Annotated in this window: 12 protein-coding genes; all 12 read left to right on the top strand. The window is 27.8% G+C overall.

Features of this window, described 5'->3' with window-relative positions:
* Nucleotide 1: 1 nt before the first annotated feature.
* The 12 genes from NNC19_RS03185 to NNC19_RS03130 all read left to right on the top strand — a co-directional run bounded on the left by NNC19_RS03185 (nucleotide 2) and on the right by NNC19_RS03130 (nucleotide 20,705).
* Nucleotides 2-1,597 carry a permease gene (locus NNC19_RS03185; RefSeq protein WP_310937158.1) on the top strand — a complete coding sequence of 532 codons (1,596 nt, stop codon included), beginning with the start codon at nucleotides 2-4 and terminating at the stop codon, nucleotides 1,595-1,597.
* A gap of 22 nt (nucleotides 1,598-1,619) precedes the next feature.
* Nucleotides 1,620-2,390: a TIGR03943 family putative permease subunit gene (locus NNC19_RS03180; RefSeq protein WP_310937157.1), complete on the top strand. Its 771-nt coding sequence runs from the start codon at nucleotides 1,620-1,622 to the stop codon at nucleotides 2,388-2,390.
* Nucleotides 2,391-2,726: 336 nt separating this feature from the next.
* Complete coding sequence (gene msrA / locus NNC19_RS03175) at nucleotides 2,727-3,200, top strand: peptide-methionine (S)-S-oxide reductase MsrA (RefSeq protein ID WP_310937156.1); 474 nt, start codon at nucleotides 2,727-2,729, stop codon at nucleotides 3,198-3,200.
* 306 nt (nucleotides 3,201-3,506) lie between these two features.
* A complete protein-coding gene (locus NNC19_RS03170) occupies nucleotides 3,507-7,058 on the top strand; it encodes a 5'-nucleotidase C-terminal domain-containing protein (protein WP_310937155.1) in 3,552 nt (1,183 codons plus the stop codon).
* Between the two features lie 143 nt (nucleotides 7,059-7,201).
* Entirely contained in the window at nucleotides 7,202-8,545 is a 1,344-nt protein-coding gene (locus tag NNC19_RS03165) for an MATE family efflux transporter (RefSeq protein ID WP_310937154.1), read from the top strand.
* Nucleotides 8,546-8,795: 250 nt separating this feature from the next.
* Complete coding sequence (locus NNC19_RS03160) at nucleotides 8,796-10,427, top strand: NAD-dependent malic enzyme (protein WP_310937153.1); 1,632 nt, start codon at nucleotides 8,796-8,798, stop codon at nucleotides 10,425-10,427.
* A gap of 55 nt (nucleotides 10,428-10,482) precedes the next feature.
* Nucleotides 10,483-11,367, top strand: a complete 885-nt coding sequence (locus NNC19_RS03155; protein ID WP_310937152.1) for a LysR family transcriptional regulator — start codon at nucleotides 10,483-10,485, stop codon at nucleotides 11,365-11,367.
* 183 nt (nucleotides 11,368-11,550) lie between these two features.
* Nucleotides 11,551-14,118 carry an alpha-amylase family glycosyl hydrolase gene (locus tag NNC19_RS03150; RefSeq protein ID WP_310937151.1) on the top strand — a complete coding sequence of 856 codons (2,568 nt, stop codon included), beginning with the start codon at nucleotides 11,551-11,553 and terminating at the stop codon, nucleotides 14,116-14,118.
* A gap of 177 nt (nucleotides 14,119-14,295) precedes the next feature.
* Nucleotides 14,296-15,084 (top strand): EcsC family protein, encoded by a 789-nt coding sequence (locus tag NNC19_RS03145; protein ID WP_310937150.1) that lies wholly within the window; start codon nucleotides 14,296-14,298, stop codon nucleotides 15,082-15,084.
* A gap of 558 nt (nucleotides 15,085-15,642) precedes the next feature.
* Nucleotides 15,643-17,817: a DUF815 domain-containing protein gene (locus tag NNC19_RS03140; protein ID WP_310937149.1), complete on the top strand. Its 2,175-nt coding sequence runs from the start codon at nucleotides 15,643-15,645 to the stop codon at nucleotides 17,815-17,817.
* Nucleotides 17,818-18,000: 183 nt separating this feature from the next.
* Nucleotides 18,001-19,446 (top strand): PLP-dependent aminotransferase family protein, encoded by a 1,446-nt coding sequence (locus tag NNC19_RS03135; RefSeq protein ID WP_310937221.1) that lies wholly within the window; start codon nucleotides 18,001-18,003, stop codon nucleotides 19,444-19,446.
* A 56-nt stretch (nucleotides 19,447-19,502) separates the two neighbouring features.
* On the top strand, nucleotides 19,503-20,705 hold the full coding sequence (locus NNC19_RS03130; RefSeq protein WP_310937148.1) for a DHHA1 domain-containing protein: 1,203 nt from the start codon (nucleotides 19,503-19,505) through the stop codon (nucleotides 20,703-20,705).
* Nucleotides 20,706-20,708 lie beyond the last annotated feature (3 nt).

The raw sequence follows: 20,708 nt of genomic DNA, 5'->3' as shown, positions 1-20,708 counted from the left end.
TATGAAGATTAAAGTTGATATACTATTTGGGTTTCTTGGATCAGGAAAAACTACATTAATAAAATCTTTCATAGAAAATGGTGAACTAAAAGATGAAACAGTTGTTATTCTCCAATATGAATTAGGAAAAATAATAATTAAGGATGAGAAAAGTAGAGATAAAATCATATTAATAGAAAGAAAAATTGATGAACCATTTAATAAATCCTGTTTAAAAGAGATAATTTCAAAGTATACTCCAGATAGAATAATTATAGAGTATAATGGCATGGGAAATACAGAGAAATTTCTTCAAGGATTTAATGATCCTTATCTAGAAAGAATGTGTAAAATTCATAAAATTATAACAACAATAGATATGAGAACAGCTAATATGTATCTTCTAAATATGGCAAATAAGATTAGAGAACATATAGTAAATAGTGACATAATAATACTTAATAATGATAATAATATAAACAAGGATACTATTCAAAATATAAAAAGGAATATTAGGCAAATAAATGAAGTTGCTAAAATTCATGAATTTCCAACTATTGATTCAGAAGAAAAATCTATAAGAAAGAGAAAACTATGTTTGAATTCAGGAGAAGAAAAAGTAGGTAATAAGGAGATATTGTTAGTTATTTTAGGATTTACAGCATTTTTTTGTGTAGGTTTATTTTTTCCTCTTATAAGTGACTTTGGCAATAATTATCTAGATAAAAATTGGTTTGACTCATTTAATAAAATATTTATGGGGATTTTAATTGAAACTTTACCTTTTATACTTATTGGAGCCTTTTTATCATCTATAATTCAAATATTTATTTCTGAAAATACTTTAGCAAAGATATTTCCACGTAATAAAATAATGGCAAATATAGTAGCAGCTTTTTCAGGAATTTTATTTCCAGTGTGTGATTGTGGAACTATTCCTGTGGCAAGAGGTTTTTTAAAAAAGGGATTGCCTTTATCTGTTGCTATTACGTTTATGTTATCAGCTCCTATAGTAAATCCAATTGCAATCATCTCTACCTTGTATGCCTTTCCTGATATGAAATATATAGTAGTATATAGATTAGTTTTAGGTATTATAATTTCAATTATTGTTGGATTGATTATGAACAGATACTCATCAAAGGAAGTTGTTAATGATTATATAATAAATTGTCAATGTGACCTTTGCAGTGGAGAATATGCATCAAGTACTAATATTTTTATAAAGATTAAAGGAGTTTTCTTGCTTACAGGAGATGAATTTATAAATGTAGGTAAATATATGATTGTTGGAGCTTTAGCATCTGCAAGTGTTCAAACTTTAATTGGACAAAAAGTAATAACATTTATTCCAGAAGGAAAGATACCTTCATTGATTCTTATGATGGCATTTGCATTTGTATTTTCTGTATGTTCAACTTCAGATGCTTTTATTGCAAAAGGATTTTTAAATCAATTTTCAAAGGGATCAGTATTAGGTTTTTTAGTACTTGGACCAATGATAGATATAAAAAATACTATGATGTTGCTTGGTAGTTTTAAAAAATCATTTGTAATTAAATTATTATCCTTAATTGTTTTTGTTTCCTTTATATTATTAATGATAGTGCCTTTATAAAATATATGGAGTTGATTTAAGTATGAAAAAAGTTAATTTTGAAGTAATGTTTAAGCTATTGATTTTATTAGGTTTTTCTCTTTTTTATTTTATCCTTGTGAAAAATGATACTATTACATTATATGTTCATCCAAGAATAGTACCATTTGCTAAAGTAAGTATTGTAGCTATGATGTTTATAGTTTTATTTTTAGCATTTGATATTTTAAAAGCTAAAACTGTAAAAAGGAAGATGAGAAATTACATTGTTTTTATAATCCCATTTCTTATGATGTTAGGTATGAAACCCAATAGTAACAATGGAGCAGCTTCCAATAATTCAAGTTTTTTAGAAGATAAGTCTGATAATACAAAATCTACACAAGATAATAAGATAAATGATGCCATTAATATAAATAATAATAGTGATGATGAGAGAAAGGTATATTTAGATGAAAATGGGAAAATAAAAATTACAGATAAAAACTATGTTAATTTCCTAACTGAAGTTGAAAATAATATTGATAATTATGTCAATAAAGATATTGAAATTGTAGGATTTGTATATAAAGAACAGGGCATGAATGAAAAACAATTTGCATTGGTTCGTAATATGATGGTATGTTGCACAGCTGATATGCAAATGGTTGGCTTGCTATGTGAAAGTGAAGAAACTATTAAGTATGAACTTGATACATGGCTAAAAGTTAATGGAACAATAGAAAAATCTCCAGATAATAATGATGTAATGGTGAAGATTAAAAAAATGGAAAAGGTTGATGCGCCTAAAACACCATATGTATATCCATATTAAATATACTTATAAAATAAAGGGTTCATACCTTAATTGGTATGAACCCTTAGTGAGTAAATAGAGTTTTAGTTTTACCTATATCGTTTATTACAACGATTCTGATGCCCTAAAATCTACTAGAAGCGAAAATACGTATCGCTTTATCTCACAACTTTATTATAACCATAAAAAAACTAATTATGTATAAAATTTAAAAATATATATTAAATTCTATAAAACATATATGTATATATTTATGTTTTTATTATTATCTATGGACTATAGTAATATCAAGTGGTAATATAAACTAAGTACTTTAAATGATAGATTTTTTACAAGAGATAGGGAGGGAAGATTATGAAAAAAATAATTTTGGGTGGAGGTTGCTTTTGGGGAGTAGAGAAGTTTTTTGCTATGATACCTGGAGTTATAAAAACTGAGGTTGGTTATGCAAATGGAAATACTGAAAATCCAACATATGAAGAGGTGTGTAAAAATGATACTTATTTTGTGGAAGTATGTTATATAACTTATGATGAAAATGTAGTATCATTAAATTTATTGTTAGATAAATTTTGGAGTGTAATAGATCCAACAACTGTTGATAAACAAGGTGGCGATGTAGGAAATCAATATAGAAGTGGAATTTATTATCTAGATAAATCTGATTTAGAAATAATAACTAAGAGCAAAAATAAATTGCAAGAAAAATATGATAAACCAATAGTTACAGAAATAAAACCACTTGAAAAATATTATCCTGCAGAAGAACATCATCAAGATTATTTAAAAAAGAATCCTAATGGATATTGTCATATAAAATTTAGTTGATGAAAAATAAGAAGTTATGAGAAATCATAGCTTTTTTTGTTATTCTATTTTCGTTAGCTTTTATTTTATTATCCAGATTGTAACCAATAATAAGAAAGTAATAATATTTCTTATATTAATATTCTAAAAATAATTTGTATTTAAAACTAATAAAAAAAGTTATTCACATTAACTTGAAAAATATTGTTAACAAGTATTGTTACAATGCTAAATTTATGTAAAAATAGTTTAAGAATACTATAAATTCAATTATATATATAGTATTATAAATTCGTATATTTATAATACTTACAGGGGGGTAAAATATTGTTTAAAAGAAAAAAAATAATTTCAATTATTACCACATTAACTTTAGGGATAAGTTTTCTAACCCAAGGTTATGGAGTAAATGCATCAGAAAAGGTTGATAAGGAAATAAATCAAACTGTTTCTGATATTACCAAAATTCAAGTGTTAGCTACTACAGATTTACATGGAAAATTTAAAAATTATGATTATGCTCTTAATTCAATTGCAGCAGGTGGACTTAATCAGGTTGCAACTGTAATAAAGGAAGAAAGAGAAAAAAATCCTAATACCTTAGTTGTAGATAATGGAGACACTATACAAGGTAATTACAATCAATTATTTCTAAAAGAAGATTATTTGAAAAATAACATAGATCCTATGATTTTAGGACTTAATACCATAAAGTATGATAGTTTTTCTTTAGGAAATCATGAATTTAATTATGGCATGAATATTTTGCAAACAGTAGCAAGTCAGTCTGAAAAAGGAGGAACTCCAGTACTTTGTGCAAATCTTTACAAAGATGGGCAAAGAGTATTTAAACCATATACAATAAAAGAATTTAATGGAGTAAAAGTAGCTGTTATTGGAGTTGTTACAAATAATATAACCAAATGGGATGGACCAAGACTTCAAGGGTATGAGCCTAGAAATCCAGCAGAAGAAGTTAAAAAAGTTATAGGAGAATTAAAGAACAATAAAGCAGCAGATGTATTTGTGGTTACAGCTCACATGGGAATAAATAATGAATATGGTAATGGAGATAGTGCTACTGATATAGCTAATTTGAATCCTGATGTATCTATGATAGTTGCAGGCCATACTCATGTTAGTGTAAAAGAACAAATAGTAAATGGAGTATTAATAACACAACCTAAGTATCTTGGTGCAGAAGTTTCTAAAGTTGAATTAGATGTTGAGAAAACAAGTGATGGATATAAAGTTGTAAATAAGAATGCAAGTCTTATTAAACTTGAAAAAACATCACCACAAGATGAATCACTAAATCAGGCATTAAAAAAATATGATGAAGAAGCTTTAGCTGATGGAAAAACTAAGATTGGAGAATTAGTTGGAGACGATTTAGCTGCCAAAAATGAAGTTGAAGGAATTCCACAATCTGTTGTAAGTGATCAAGGGGTAACTGATTTGATAAATGAAGTTCAACTATATTATAGTAATAAGCAGTTACAATCTAAGGGAATAGATACTAGTAAGGGTCATTATGTGGCCGGAGCAGCACTTTTATCAGATGTTGCTAACCTTAAAAGTGGAGAAATATCAAAATCAAATTTAGCTAATGTATATAAATATGATAATAAATTATGCACAGTAAAAACTGATGGTAAACAATTAAAGAAATATTTGGAGTGGACAGCAAATTTCTTTAACACATTTAAAGATGGAGATTTAAATATATCATTTAATTCAAAATTTCCAATCTATTTGTATGATACTTTAAGTGGTGTTAAGTATGACGTAAATATTTCAAAGCCAGTAGGAAAAAGAATAGAAAATTTAACATTTTCAGACGGTAAATCTGTTTCTGATAGTGATGAACTATATTTAACAGTATGTGATTATAGATATAATACTAATTTAACTTCAATTTTTGATAAAGGTGAGTATGAAAAAGTATATGATTCTAGTAATGATTCACTTTCTGATTTAAGAGACATGATAGCAACTTATATAAAGGATTTTAAAGGTGGTACTATATCAAGAAATATTGACAACAACTGGAAAATTACAGGCGTTAAATATAATGACCAATTAAGATTAGAAATTGTTAAGTTAATTAATGATGGAATCATAACTGCAAATGTTAATAATGGAATTATAGTAGAACCTTTAACTTATAATTCTGTTATTGAACAGTTAAATTCAAAGGGATTGACAGATGAAGTAAATAAGTTGAAATCTTTAAATCCAAAAGTTATTGATGTTTTAACTTTTAATGATTTTCATGGAAACGTACTTGAATCGGGCAAAAATGTTGGAGCTGCAAAGCTTGCTGGAGTTATAAATGAATATAGGGCTAAATCAAATGATAGATATGGTGTTATACCAGTTTCAGCAGGAGATTTATATCAAGGAACTGCAATTTCAAATTTAAAAGAAGGTGAGCCTGTAAATGAAATGCTAAAAGCAATTGGACTTGAAGCCTCAGCAGTTGGAAATCATGAATTTGATTGGGGAAGAGAAAATTTAAAGAAATGGTCAGATGAAGGTGGTTTTCCATTCTTAGCAGCTAATATGGTTTATAAAAATGGTGGAAGTGTGGTTGAATCTGTTAAGCCTTATAAGATTGTTGAAAGAAATGGTGTTAAAATTGCATTTATAGGCATTGCTACACCAGAAACATTAACATCAACAAAAGCAAGTAATGTTGAAGGAATAGAGTTTTTAGATCCAGCGGAAACTTTAAATAAATATATACCAATGGTTAAAGCTGAGGGAGCAAATGCTGTAATTGCCTTAACACATTGTGGGTCTATTCAAGATAGTAGTACTGGAGAAGTTACAGGTGAAGCTGCTGATATAGCAAGAAAAGTAACAGGTTTAGATGGAATAATTTCAGCTCATAGTCATAACTTTGTTAATGGTAAAGTAAATGGAATTCCAATAGTTCAAGCTGGATACAATGGAAGAGGATTGTCTAAATTATCATTCAAATTTGATGATACTAACAAACTATTAAGTCTTGAAACAGAAACAAAGCAATTTAAAGGTATAGAGGCAACATTACCAGTTGATGAAAATGTTGCAAAAATAATATCAGAACAAGAAGAAGAATTGAAACCTATATTTAACCAAAAAGTCACAACATTACAAGAAAGATTAAGCCATGATGATAAAAATTCTGATCTAACACCACTTGGAGTAACGGTGTCTGAATCAATAAGAAAGATAGCAAACACTCAAGTTGCAATAATTAATGGTGGAGGAATAAGGAGAAGTCTTGAAAAAGGTGATGTTACTGTTGGAGATATGTATGAAATATTACCTTTTGATAATACTATAGTTACTTTAAACCTTAAAGGATCAGATTTGTTTAAAGTTATCGAACATGGGATCTCACCTAAAGACATAGCATGGGGACAATATTCAGGAATTAAAGTTTGGTATGAAAAAGATACAAATAAAGTTACATCTATTAGATTAGCTGATGGAACTAAGATTGATATGGATAAGTATTATTCAGTAGCAATAAATGATTTCATGTTAACAGGTGGAGATGGATATGATTTTTCTGGAGCTAAGGATATTGTAAATACAAATATAGTTATGAGAGATTCTATACAAGATTCATGGAAGACTAACGGTATTCCAACTTATGATTATAATTTATTAATAGCTGGTGATGATACTACTATTGATCCTAAGCCACAACCTGCAAATCCTGGAGCTACACCTTTAGGGGATCAGGACCAGAAAGATTCAACTAATATTTTATCAAAACTAGTTAAAACTGGAGATTCAAAAGAAATAGAAATATTTGCACTTCTTGGACTGATGGCAATTGCTGCAAGCACTATAATTATTAACAAGAAGAAGAAAACAGTTTAAAAAAGGCCTAAGGGCCTTTTTTTATTAAGATTAACTTTTTAATACAACTTTCTATATTAATTTTAATAATTTACTATAATTATAAGGCTAAATGGTATATAGTATATATTGTGTTAATTCATAACAGAAGGAAGGCAAGAATAGTGACAAGAGATATGACAAATGGTAGTATACCAAAGCATTTGATAACATTTGCAGTACCAATGGTTTTAGGAAATATGTTTCAACTTACATATAATGCAGTAGATGCTATTATAGTTGGGCATTATGTTGGGACAAACTCTCTAGCAGCTGTAGGGGCTGCAAATCCAGTTATGAATATTATTATATTTTTTATAGTAGGTATTTGTATGGGGACATCTGTTTTGATGAGTGAATATTTTGGTGCTAATGATATAGAAAAATTAAAGAGAGAAGTGTCAACTTCTATGATTGTAGGAATAATTTTTACATTAATTATGAGTGTATTATGTTTTTTCTTAGCAAAACCTATATTAATAATAACACAAACCCCTAGTGAAATAATTCCTGAAGCTAATTTGTATTTAAAAGTAATTTTTTGTGGACTTATTTTCACATTTCTTTACAATATATATTCATCAACGCTCAGAAGTATGGGAGACTCTAAAACTCCAATTTTATTTTTGATGATATCATCTATACTTAATATTTTTTTGGCCATGCTATTTGTAATGGTCTTTAAAATGGGTGTTATGGGGGCAGGTATCGCTACTGTGATTTCGCAGTTTGTATCTTGTACTCTATGTATTACATATGTATATATAAGAATTCCAATATTAAGGTTTAAAAGATCAGAAATAGTTGTAGATAAGTCGCTTTTAAAGGATACAATTAATTATAGTTGGGTTACAGCACTTCAGCAAACTTGCCTTTATGTTGGAAAACTCTTAATTCAAGGCTCTGTTAATAGATTAGGAGTAAATAGTATAGCAACATTCAATGCTGTAACAAGAATAGATGATTTTGTGATAACTCCAGAACAGAGCATAGCACATGCTACAACTACTTTTATAGCACAAAATAGAGGAGCTAAAAAGAGAGAACGTATAAAAAAAGGATTCTATGCAGGGATGATATTAGAATCTATCTATTGGATGATAGTAGTTGCACCTATTTATTTAGGGTCAAGTAGCTTGATGAAGTTATTTGTACCAGATAGTGGTACAGAAATTATTAATCTTGGAATAATATATTTAGAAAGCATGTCTATATTTTATATTCTACCTGCTATGACAAATGGACTTCAAGGATATTTTAGAGGTATGGGAGATTTAAAAATAACACTTGCATCAACATTTATACAGATTTCTGTTAGAACGATTTTTTCATATATACTTGCAAAAAGCTATGGAATTGCAGGAATTGCATTTAGTTGTTTTATTGGATGGATAGCTATGCTACTATATGAAATACCAGCATATTTTAAACATCGCAAACAATTAAAATTATATAAATTAAATTCTTGATATAGATTCACTAGCGTGATATTGTGAATTTGAATTATAAATGTAGTATTTGCTGTTGAATTCAATTTAGGAGAAAACATTAATGAAAAAACTGTTTCAATAAAAATGAGGCAGTTTTTTGTTATAAGTTTTATTTATAGTACTATAACAAATTTATATTTCTATTAAATAAAATTTGGAATTATAATTAAAATATAAAGATAAAGAAAGGAAGTTATCTAAAACTTTAGATGATTAAGGTTATTATAAAATGAATAGATTAAAAGGACAAGAATTACTAAGGAATCCATTTTTGAATAAGGGCACAGCCTTTACAAAAGAAGAAAGAAAGGAATATGAATTAGAAGGACTTTTACCAGAAGCTGTAAATAGTATAGAAGAACAAGAAAAAGTAGTATATGAAAGACTTAATTTATTTAGTACTGATTTAGATAAACATCTCTACTTAATGAATATATATGATACAAATCGTACACTGTTCTATTATGTCATAAGCAAACATGTAACAGAACTTCTTCCAATAATATATACTCCAACTATAGGAGATGCAGTAATAAATTATTCTAAAAAATATGATACTCCAAAGGATGCTGTATTTTTATCTATAAATAATATAAAGGGAATTAAGAATGCCTTAGTTTCAGGAATTTCAGATTTAGACGAAATAAAGCTTATAGTTGTTACTGATGGTGAAGGAGTACTTGGTATAGGAGATTGGGGTGTTCATGGGGTTGATATATCCATTGGGAAACTAGCTGTATATACTGTAGCTGCAGGGATAAATCCCAAAAATGTTTTGCCAGTTGTAATAGATGCAGGAACAAATAATAAGGAATTATTAAATGATCCATTATATTTAGGAAACAAGCATGAAAGAATTACAGGAGAAAAATATGATGATTTTATAAAAGAATTTGTAAAAATTTCTTTAGAGTTATTCCCAGAGGTACTTATGCATTGGGAGGACTTTGGTAGAGGAAATGCACGCAGAATTCTTGAGGAATATAGAAGAAAAATTTGCACCTTTAATGATGATATACAAGGAACCGGTGTAATGATGGTATCTGCATTAAATGCAGTTGCAAAGGTTACTAATATCCCAATTAAAGACCATAAAATTTTAGTGTTTGGTGGAGGAACTGCAGGTATAGGGGTTTCAGACCAAATATTATTAGAAAAGGTTAGAAGTGGTTTATCAGAAGAAGAAGCTAGAAAGCATTTCTATATAGTAGATAGATATGGATTAGTTACAAATAATATGGATGACCTTACAGATGGCCAAAAGAAATATGCATGTGAAAAAAATGAATTTGAAGGACCTTTAAAAGATCTTATAGATATTGTTAAAGCAGTAAAACCAACAGTAATTATTGGTACATCAGGGGTTCCGGGTGCTTTCACTGAAGAGGTGGTTAAATATATGGCAGAAATAAATGAAAGACCTGCAATTATGCCTATTTCAAATCCTACAAAACTTTGTGAAGCTAAGGCAGAAGATATAATTAAATGGAGTGATGGAAGAGCTTTGGTTGTAACAGGAAGTCCTTCTAAGCCTGTTGAATATAATGGAATAACTTACAAAATAGGTCAAGCTAATAATGCATTGCTATACCCAGGATTAGGATTTGGAATAATTATTGCTAAAGCTAAGGTGGTAACTGATAATATGTTATCTGCAGCAGCTCATGGAATTGCATCTCTTCAAGATTTATCAAGACCAGGAGCTTCAATTTTACCTCCAGTTGATAGATTGCGAGAGGCTTCTAAACTTGTAGCTACTGCAGTAGTTAATCAAGCTATTAAAGATGGGGTCAATAGAATAAAGATAGAAAATGTAATTGAAGCAGTTGAGAAAGAAATTTGGGAACCAATATATAAGTAGAATTGATAACTTTTAATAAATAGTGTATGCTAACTTTAAAGGAGTTATATTTATCATGAATTTAAAGGATTTAGAGTATTTTCATTATTTATGTAAGTTTAAGAATTTTACTAGAACGGCAGAAAAATTATATGTATCTCAACCATCAGTAACAATGGCTTTAAAGAGATTGGAAAAAGAATTAAATACAGAGCTTGTGATAAGGAATAATTCGGATAAAAAAATTTCATTAACTGAATCAGGACAAATACTTGAAAAGCATACAAGTAATGTTCTGGGTGAAATAAAAGAATTGAAAGTAGAAATAGCAAGAATAAATGGAAGCAATATAAGATTTGGAGTTCCGCCAATGATAGGTGCATATTTTTTTCCATCCATAATGGAAGAAATAGTCAAAGAGGGATTTGCTAATAATATAGAACTAATTGAAACAGGATCTCTTGCTATGATAGAAAAACTTTTATCAAATGATGCTGATATGGCATTAGTAGGTTCACTATCGCCAATGGATGATAGTGAAATTGATGCAATAACCTTAAAGGTTGATAACTTTTTTGTATGTGTTAATAGAAATCATAAGTTTGCTAATAGAGAAGAATTAGATTTTAAGGAATTACTTAATGAACAATTTATTGTTCTTGGTAATGAGTATATACATAATGAGGTTCTAAAAAAACTATGCTATCAGCATAATGTAGATATGAAAAAATTTTATTATACTGAAGAAATTCAAACAGCTAAATCTCTCATTTCTTCTGGACTTGGAATAGGTATCATGATAGATATGGCTGTTAAGGATATGCAAACAATTAAGAAGATAAAACTTACAAAGCCTATAAAGTTTTATATATCTCTTGCCATAAAAAAAGGTCATTATACCACTGAGATAGAAGAAAAGATAAAAAGCTTAATTGTAAGATTAAAAGATTGTTCTTGTTAGAAAGTAATAACAGGAGCAATTTTTTTATATTTTGATAAGAATGTATTTACATATAATGTAAAATATGTTATATTCGATTTAATGAAAGCGCTTGCATTAAAATGAGCAATGTGTGATAACGATTGCATAGAGGATATCCTTTGAAAATTTCTTGATATAATTATGAATGGGGGAATATTTAAGATGAAAAAAGGAAGAAAGACTATCTCTATAGTAATACTAATATTATCATTTATAATGACAACAATATTTACAGGCAATTTTCAAGTAAATAATATTGCATTTGCAGCAACAAATCAAATCAATATATATGTAGAGAAGCCAACAAATTGGTCAAGTATTTGGATTTGGTATGATTCAGATTTATCAACTAATGCTTGGGACACAACAACACTTGCAAAATCACCTGGTGATTTACAAGAATACAGAACAGGTTGGTATAAAAAAACTTTGAATTCTAATGAAGTTCAGTTTTTGTTTAATGATGGAACTTGGAGTAATAAGTTATCAAATTCCGGAACCGATTTCAAAACTACAAAAGATATTTGGATAAAAAAAGATGGAAGTTTAAGTTATACTGATCCATTAACTAGAGAAACTACTAGCAATTCAATAAAAGTTCATTTTAAGAGCACTTGGGGAAATACTAATTTATATTATTGGAATACTGATCCAGGATTATTAAAGAACACATGGCCTGGTGATAAAATGACTTCAGAAGGGGATGACTGGTATAGTTATGAGCTTAAAGGAGTAAATAGTGCTAGCTTAATATTTAATGATGGGTCAAGCCAAACGGCTGATTTAATTAGAAGTTATGGTGAATGGTGGTATAAGGACAATCAATGGTATACTAGTAATCCTGAAAGTAGTACTCCAGATCCAAAACCGAATCCAGATCCTACGCCAGATCCACCAAATCCGGGAAATAGAACAGATTTTAGAGATGAAAGTATATATTTTGTAATGACATCACGATTTTATGATGGAGATACAAGTAACAATGTTCATTGCTGGGATGATGCTAAAGCTGGAAATCCTGATTCTGATCCTGCCTGGAGAGGAGATTTTAAAGGATTAATAGAAAAACTAGATTATATAAAAGCTTTAGGTTTTTCTGCAATATGGATTACACCTGTAGTGGAAAATGCTAGTGGATATGATTATCATGGATATCATGCGATAAATTTTAGTAAGGTTGATAGTAGATATGAATCAGAGGGTGCAAGTTATCAAGATTTAATAAATGCAGCACATGCAAAAGGATTAAAAATTGTTCAAGATATAGTATTAAATCATACAGGAAATTTTGGCGAAGAAAATTTATTCCCGTTATTTAGAAAAAATAGGACATTAAAAGATATAGCAGAAAATCTTATAAAAGTAGATGTTGATGGAAAGCTTCCAAGTAATTATAATAGCTTAACCCCAGCAGAACAATATCAAGCAAGAATAGCTGCTATGAAAGAAGATATGAAAGATACAAAATATATTTATCATCATGAAAAAAGTTTAAGTTGGGAAGGTTATACAGTTCAAACTGGACAAATTGCTGGTGATTGTGTTGATTTAAATACTGAAAATCCAGAAGTGAGTAAATATTTAATTGATTCTTATAATAAGTATATAGACATGGGGGTAGATGCATTTAGGATAGATACAGTAAAGCATATTTCAAGACTTACTTTAAATAAAGAATTTATACCAGCATTTAAGTCAAGAGGTGGAAGTAATTTCTTTATGTTTGGTGAGGTTGCAAGTAGATATAGACAAGTATGGAATAATAATATTCCAGCTATATCAACACCATTTTATACTTGGAAAGAGACAAAAGATTATCCATGGGCAACACTTGCAGATAGGAGTAATAGCACATTACAACATTGGAATGATAACCAACAAGCAAGCTCACAACCAACAAGTAATAATCACTTATTGAATGGTAATACCTATCATACTCCAGATAATAGTATTAGATCTGGATTGGATGTTATCGATTTTCCTATGCATTGGAATTTTAATAATGCAAGAGATGCATACAATGTAGCTGTTGATGGAGATAAGTGGTATAGTGATGCAACATGGAATGTAACTTATGTAGATTCTCATGATTATGCACCAGATGGAGCACCAGAGAATCAAAGATTTGCTGGTGCTCAAGATACATGGGCAGAAAATTTGAACTTAATGTTTACATTTAGAGGTATACCAACAATATATTATGGAAGTGAAATTGAGTTTATGAAGGGTGCACCAATTGATGTTGGACCAAATGCACCACTTAGCACAACAGGTAGAGCTTATTTTGGTGATAAAATTCAAGGTGATGTAACAGTAAATGATTTTGCTCAGTATTCTGGTGCTACTGGAACTATGAAAGATACCTTAAATTATCCATTATCTAAACACATTCAAAGATTAAACTTGTTAAGAAGAAAAATACCAGCTTTAAGGAAAGGAGAATATTCTATAGAAGGTGTTAGTGGAAACATGGCATTTAAGAAACGTTATACCAATGCTTCAGAAGGAGTTGATAGTTTTGTATTAATATCTATTACTGATGGGGCAACATTTAGTAATATACCTAATGGTAAATATGTAGATGCTATTACAGGCGAAACTAAAAATATAACTAATGGAACACTAACAACTTCAAGTGTTGGAAAGGGAAACATGAGGGTATATGTATTAGACCTTCCAAGTAATGGAGCTCCTGGTAAGGTTGGAGAAAATGGAGCTTATCTAAAATAATAATTAAAACCACATACTTTGAATTAAAGTGTGTGGTTTTGCTATTTATTATTAAGAATATGTGTATAATATAATTATAGAATTCAAGCTAATACACTTCTATTATAGCTAAAATTCTACATTACATAGAAATAAATAGATGAATTATAACATATAATATTGAATTGTGAGGTGTTTATGAGCAAGATATTAAATAAACAATTAAAGAAATTAGATAAAGAAGAAGAGAAAATATTAAATAAGAAGGAAACAAATATAATAAAAGAAAAACTAAATCCCATTACAGAAAAAGTAGAATCTGTAATACCAGAAAAACTAAAATTAACATTAGATGGAGCTTTTTATAATGGATTTAAATTAGTTCTTAATAAGGGAACTAAGTTTATTGAGAAAATGTATGATAAGGAAAAAATACAATTAGAATATGATATAAATAATTATTCACTGCAAAGAAAGGTAAATAGAAAAGCTTTAAAGATATTAGATAAGCAATCAAGGAAAAGCAATTTTTTAAACATGACTATATCCACTATAGAAGGTGGGGGGTTAGGTATATTGGGAGTAGGTCTTCCTGATATTCCTCTATTTATAGCTATGATTTTAAAAACAATATATGAAATTACTTTAAGTTATGGCTTTAATTATGAAAATGAAGAAGAAAGAGTTTATATATTAAACTTGATTAGAGCAGCAATTGCAAAAGGTGAGTTACAAGCTGAAATTAGTAAACAATTAGATGAAATGAGTGATAAATTAGATTCTGGCAATCACATAAATTATGACTTAGATAAAGAAATAAAAAAGGCTTCAAACAGTTTATCTCAAGGAATGTTAACTGCTAAGTTTATTCAAGGAATTCCTTTAGTTGGAGTTATAGGAGGAATAACAAATTATAATGTAATCAATAAAGTTAGTAAATTTGCATCTATAAAATATAAGAAAAGGTATTTGAAAAAGAATTTATAAAAATCCAAAGGTTTTGGTGAGAAAAGATGTGCAAATTGGGAGTTTGCACATCTTTTTAAGTAATAAAATTCTAACTATTGCTTCTTTACCACCATCTATTATGCAGGCGTTAATATATATTATTATCAAAAATATAAATACATGTTTGGAAAAATTGATTGCCAAATATTAAATATATATTAACAGTATGTGTACAATTTTCAAAGTCGAAATAAAGAAAAAATGGTATCAATCAGGATGAAATGTAGGCCTTTGACAACTGGTAAAAAATGAAGATCTAGTATTCATGCCATTTATAGAAGAAAGAATAGAACAGGAAAATTCAAAGGATATTTATAACTTATTTATTTAATTAAGTTCAATTAAAACAATATAATAAATCACAAATTAATTACTATATTTTACTATACCAATATTACTTATGGACATTGCAGTTTGGGTCGATAATATGGTATAAAATATATGATGGGTTAATAGTAAAATTAGGTAATATGAGAATTTAAAAGGTTGATCTATAGGGTGTAGGTGAACTTGTAATTAGTTCAAAGGGGGATAAGCATGGTTGAACAAGCTGTAAATACAAATAAAATCATGTTAAAAGAAAAAGGATTAAGTGGATTATTTAGTGAAGCAAAAATTTTAAAAATTGATGAAAGATGTTTATTTAAAACAAAGCTAGAAGATTTAAATGAAGTAAATAATTCTATATTTAAAGATGTATATTTAAGAGCTATAGAAGGTTTTGACAGAATAATTGATTATGTTGAACAAAATGCTGAGGAGTATTATGATAACTATGATTATAATAACGTAATTTCTTTTATTGGAAATAGAGGCTCAGGAAAAACTTCAACTATGAAGAGTTTTAGAAATAGCTTAGATTATGAAGTCTTAAAAAATATAGAAGTTAAAGAATATAAAGAAATAAAAGAAAATAGATTTGAACTTCTAAATATTATAGATTCAAGATCATTATCTGATGAAAAATCTATTTTAGAAATAATAGTTTATAATATGTACAAAAACTTTAAAGATAAAGAAGTATTTGATAATATTACAGATATGATTGATTTAGATAATGAATTTAATAAAGTATATAATGATATTTCACTATTAAAAGGTGATAGAAATGAAGATTCTAATAGTCTAGCTGAGATTACATCTTTAATGGCAATTAAAGAACATATAAAAAATTTAGTTGATAAATATATAGATTATATGAGTTACAATAAAATAATTAATAATATAGCAAAAAATAAGTTCTTAGTAATTTCTATAGATAATTTTGATATTAGCTCATTTTCATTAAAAAAAAGTTTAAATGAACTTAGAAAGTATCTGTCCGTGCAAAATATCATAATATTAATGACTGTAAATTTTAAGGAAGAAACTAATGATGAAATAAACATATTATTAGAGAATGTAATTCCTTATAATAGAAGGATATATATCAAAAGTTTAAATTTACAGAATTTAAAATTAGAAATAGATAGAAAGTATTTTAGAAATATTCCTAACGTTGTAGAAGAAACTGCACAACAAACTATAATAAGTATATTATTTTTAAAGTTAAATTATATTATAGCTACACAAAAACACTTTAATTCTATAATACCAAGTAATTTAAGTAAATTTATAGAGTTAATAATTTTTCTGGATACAATAAAAAATGAATATCCATATGAGAAAAAGATAGAAATTACATATATGTATTTAGAAAAAGAAGTAATTAAAGAAGTAAAAGATGAGGAAAATAGATTATTTCTAAAAAAATTTTTGAATTCTAATTCTTCATATATAAATAAACAAGCTTTAACATATATTAACTCATTAATTTATGAGAATAAAAATGATTTAAGTGATGATGGTGAGTTGTGGGATGATATATCATATGTGAAAGAAAAAAAATTATTATTAGAAGAAGGAAGAATAAATTTAGGAGATATAGTAACTTGGATTAAAAGATTTGAAAATTTAATTGATAATGATGATGAGAGAAAATTTATAGAAATATTTAAAGTTATTTATACAATAAAACTTCTAGAAATATTTTATACAAACCCAGAAATTTTATTAAATAAAACAGGTTTCGATTTTTCAGGTAAATACTTTAATGTTGCACTAAATAAACATAGAGAAAAATTATCAAGAATTATTTCTGTAGATGAGGAATATGCATTAGGAGAATTAAAATATTGCTTTAAATCAATGAATAACTACTTATTATCTGTTTTATTACATCCAGTATATGATTCAAATTTACCATATGCAAGATTGACTAGAAGTGAAAATAAAAGTTATGTAAAACTTGAAGACATCAGTAATTTTAATAAATTTGAAGTTAATTATTTGAATATAGTTGGTTATATACTATATGAAAAATTAGTGCGAACAAAATTTGATGAAGTTATGACTATTGAAGAGGAATTTGAGAAAAAAGAGAATTTCTTTTCAAAGGAAAATATAAATTATAGATTACTATTTGTAATAAATATAGATTTATGGATTAAAACTTTAGAGATATTAGATATAAGATATAAGAATTCTACAAAAGTAAAAAAAGATTTTTTAATAGAAGCAATTGATATGATAAATAGAGTCTTTGAGACTTATTCTTATAGATATAGATTCAATAAGTACGGAACTCTAATTGGAACATCAGAAATAAATGAGATTTGTAATCTTTATGAAGTATTTGAGAAAATCTATTATTTACATAAAAATAAATACTAATTTTAAATTAAAATCCTATATTGTAGAATTCAAAATAAAACATATATATTTATTAAAATTAATAAAAACTGTGGTGTATTTGTAGAAAAGATTGCCACAGTTTTTTATCATTAATTTTATTAGATTTGAAATTTATAGTGGCCACTTGTTATAATGATAAGTATTAAAGGAAGAGGTGATGTGGTGATTTTTTCCACCTTGGTTTTAAATAAAGATGAAGCGATATATGTACAACTTGAAAGGCATATACTTGAAGGAATAAAAAAAGGAGAACTTAAAAAAGGAAGCAAACTACCTTCCACAAGAGAAGCAAGTAAGTTTTTAAATGTAAGTAGAAATTCTGTTATAGCCGCTTATGAAGAACTTGAAGGAAGGGATGTAATTGTTACTAAAAGAGGTAAAGGTACATTTGTTTCTGTTGATGGACAAAAACGAAGCTATGATTACTATGTAGATTGGGAAAATAGAACCAACTATTATTCTAGTACTTTAAGGGATTTAGATATTATCAAAAGTGAATTGCCTTATGAAAAAGGAATGATATCTTTTAAATCCATAGCTCCTGAAGAAGATTTATTTAATATAGAAGATTTTAAAAGGGCACTTTTAGATGCATGGACATTTGAACAAGAAAATTTATTGAATTATGGTTATGCCAAGGGATATAAACCTTTAATAGAGTATTTTCTTGATTATATGGAAGGTAAAGGTGTAAGTACTAATAAGAAAGATATACTTATAACAAATGGTTTTACAGAAGCTTTTGATATAATATTAGCTTCACTCACAAAACCTGGAGATGTAATTCTTTGTGAAGAACCAACACATAATACAGCTCTTAAAATTATGAAATCTTATGGGTTGAAAGTAGTTCAAATTCCTATGGATAAGGATGGAATAGATTTAAAAGAATTAGAAGAAGCTTTTAAAAAATATTCTCCTAGTTTTGGCTATTTAATTCCTTCATATAATAATCCTACTGGGATAGTTACAAAAGGTGAAAGAAGAAAAGAATTAATGAAATTATTCAGAGAATATAAAGTTCCCATTATAGAAGATGGCTTTAATGAAGAGCTCCTATATTCTAGTTCACCTCAAGAACCATTAGCTGCACTAGGGGGAGAAGGTAATGGAGTAATATATATAGGAAGTCTTTCAAAAATTCTTTTTCCTGGGCTTAGAATTGGTTGGGTGCTTAGTGATTCAAATCTTATAGATACTTTAGAGAGTGTTAAAAGAGGTAGGACAATACATTCATCATTTTTAGATCAAAGTGCATTTTATTACTATTTAAAAAGTGGAGCCTTTGGCAGATATCTGAAAAATGTCAGAAAATTTTATAAGGATAAATATAATCTTGTTATGGAAAACATAGAAAAGTATATAGATTCTGAATATGTCACTGGAGAAGGTGGTCTTCATATATTTATAAAATTAAAGAATTCCTTAAATGCTCGTAAGCTCTTGGAAAAATGTTATAAAAGAGGAGTTATATTTATGCCTGGAGATATCTTTTTTGAGAATACAAAAGGTGAAGATTCATTAAGAATTGGTTTTGGAAGAGTAAGTGATGAGAATATAGTAAAAGGTATTAAAATAATTGGAGAAGAAATTAGAAAGTTAAGTTAGCATAGGGAAAATAATGTTATAATATTAGGTAAATGATAAAGAAAAGAGGAACCAGATTGAGTACAGAAAAGTTATTTTATGCAGATCAATACATAAAAGAATTTAAGGCAAATATTATAGAGATAAAAGAAAAAGATGATAAATACTTAGTTCTTCTAGATAAAACAGCATTTTTTCCTGGCGGTGGAGGTCAAGGAGCTGATATTGGAGTTATTGACAATATAAATGTATTAGATGTTGTTGAGGAAGGGGAAAATATTTATCACCTATTAGATAAAAAGCCAACAAATACAAGTGTTAATTGTTGTATTGACTGGGATAATAGATTAGATGGTATGCAGCAGCATTTAGGTCAACATGTATTGTCTGGATGTTTTTTTAGTCATATAAATTCTAATACTGCAGGAATACATTTAGGAAAAGATATAAGTTATGTGGATATAGTTGGATATATTCAAGAAGAAGAAATTATAAATGTTGAGAGACTAGCTAATGATGTAATAGGTAAAAAGCTTAATGTTTCATTTATTACAACTAATAGAAGGGAAGCAAAAGCAATGGGGCTTAGAAGAGATCTTGCAACTGATGATAATTCCATTAGAGTTGTAAAGATAGAGGATTTAGATATTAATGCTTGTTGTGGAGTGCATCCAAATAATACATCTGAACTTCAAATGATTAAAATAAAAGGTATTGAAAAGCATAAAGGAAATACTAGGATATACTTTTTAGCAGGAAAAAGGGCTGTAAATGATATTTTATATAGGGATTCAGTTTTAGATGAACTTTGCAAGATATTAACTACTGGGCCTGATGAAGCTGTAAAAAGTTTAAATGCACTAAAGAGTAATCTAAATGAAGTGAGAGAAGAAAATAGAAAGATAAAAGTTGCTTTATCAGAATTTGAAATTAAAGAACTTATTAATAGTGGAGAAAAATGTAAAGATGCATCAATTATTAATAAGACCTATATTAATGAAGATATGAAATATTTAAATAAACTAGCAGAAAAGCTTGTGGCAAATAATAATGTGGTAGTTTTATTTGCTACTAATAATGGAGATAATGCAAATCTATTATTTAGTTCATCTAAGAATTTAGAACAAATAAATTCAGGTGCATTATTAAAAGATGCTATTTCTCTAATTGATGGAAGAGGTGGGGGAAGTAAATTCTTAGCCCAAGGTGGGGGAAAGAATACAGCAAACCTTGAAAATGCTATGGACTATGCTTTAAGAAGAGTTAAAGAAATGTTATAAAAT

Origin of the sequence: Clostridium sp. SHJSY1 (genome assembly GCF_031626875.1) — a bacterium.
GTDB lineage: Bacteria > Bacillota > Clostridia > Clostridiales > Clostridiaceae > Clostridium.
This window is presented reverse-complemented; position numbering and strand designations above follow the sequence as displayed.

Coding starts and splice junctions, on each gene's coding strand:
- NNC19_RS03185 (WP_310937158.1), top strand. CDS start 2: ATGAAGATTAAAGTTGATATACTATTTGGGTTTCTTGGATCAGGAAAA.
- NNC19_RS03180 (WP_310937157.1), top strand. CDS start 1,620: ATGAAAAAAGTTAATTTTGAAGTAATGTTTAAGCTATTGATTTTATTA.
- msrA (WP_310937156.1), top strand. CDS start 2,727: ATGAAAAAAATAATTTTGGGTGGAGGTTGCTTTTGGGGAGTAGAGAAG.
- NNC19_RS03160 (WP_310937153.1), top strand. CDS start 8,796: ATGAATAGATTAAAAGGACAAGAATTACTAAGGAATCCATTTTTGAAT.
- NNC19_RS03155 (WP_310937152.1), top strand. CDS start 10,483: ATGAATTTAAAGGATTTAGAGTATTTTCATTATTTATGTAAGTTTAAG.
- NNC19_RS03150 (WP_310937151.1), top strand. CDS start 11,551: ATGAAAAAAGGAAGAAAGACTATCTCTATAGTAATACTAATATTATCA.
- NNC19_RS03145 (WP_310937150.1), top strand. CDS start 14,296: ATGAGCAAGATATTAAATAAACAATTAAAGAAATTAGATAAAGAAGAA.
- NNC19_RS03140 (WP_310937149.1), top strand. CDS start 15,643: ATGGTTGAACAAGCTGTAAATACAAATAAAATCATGTTAAAAGAAAAA.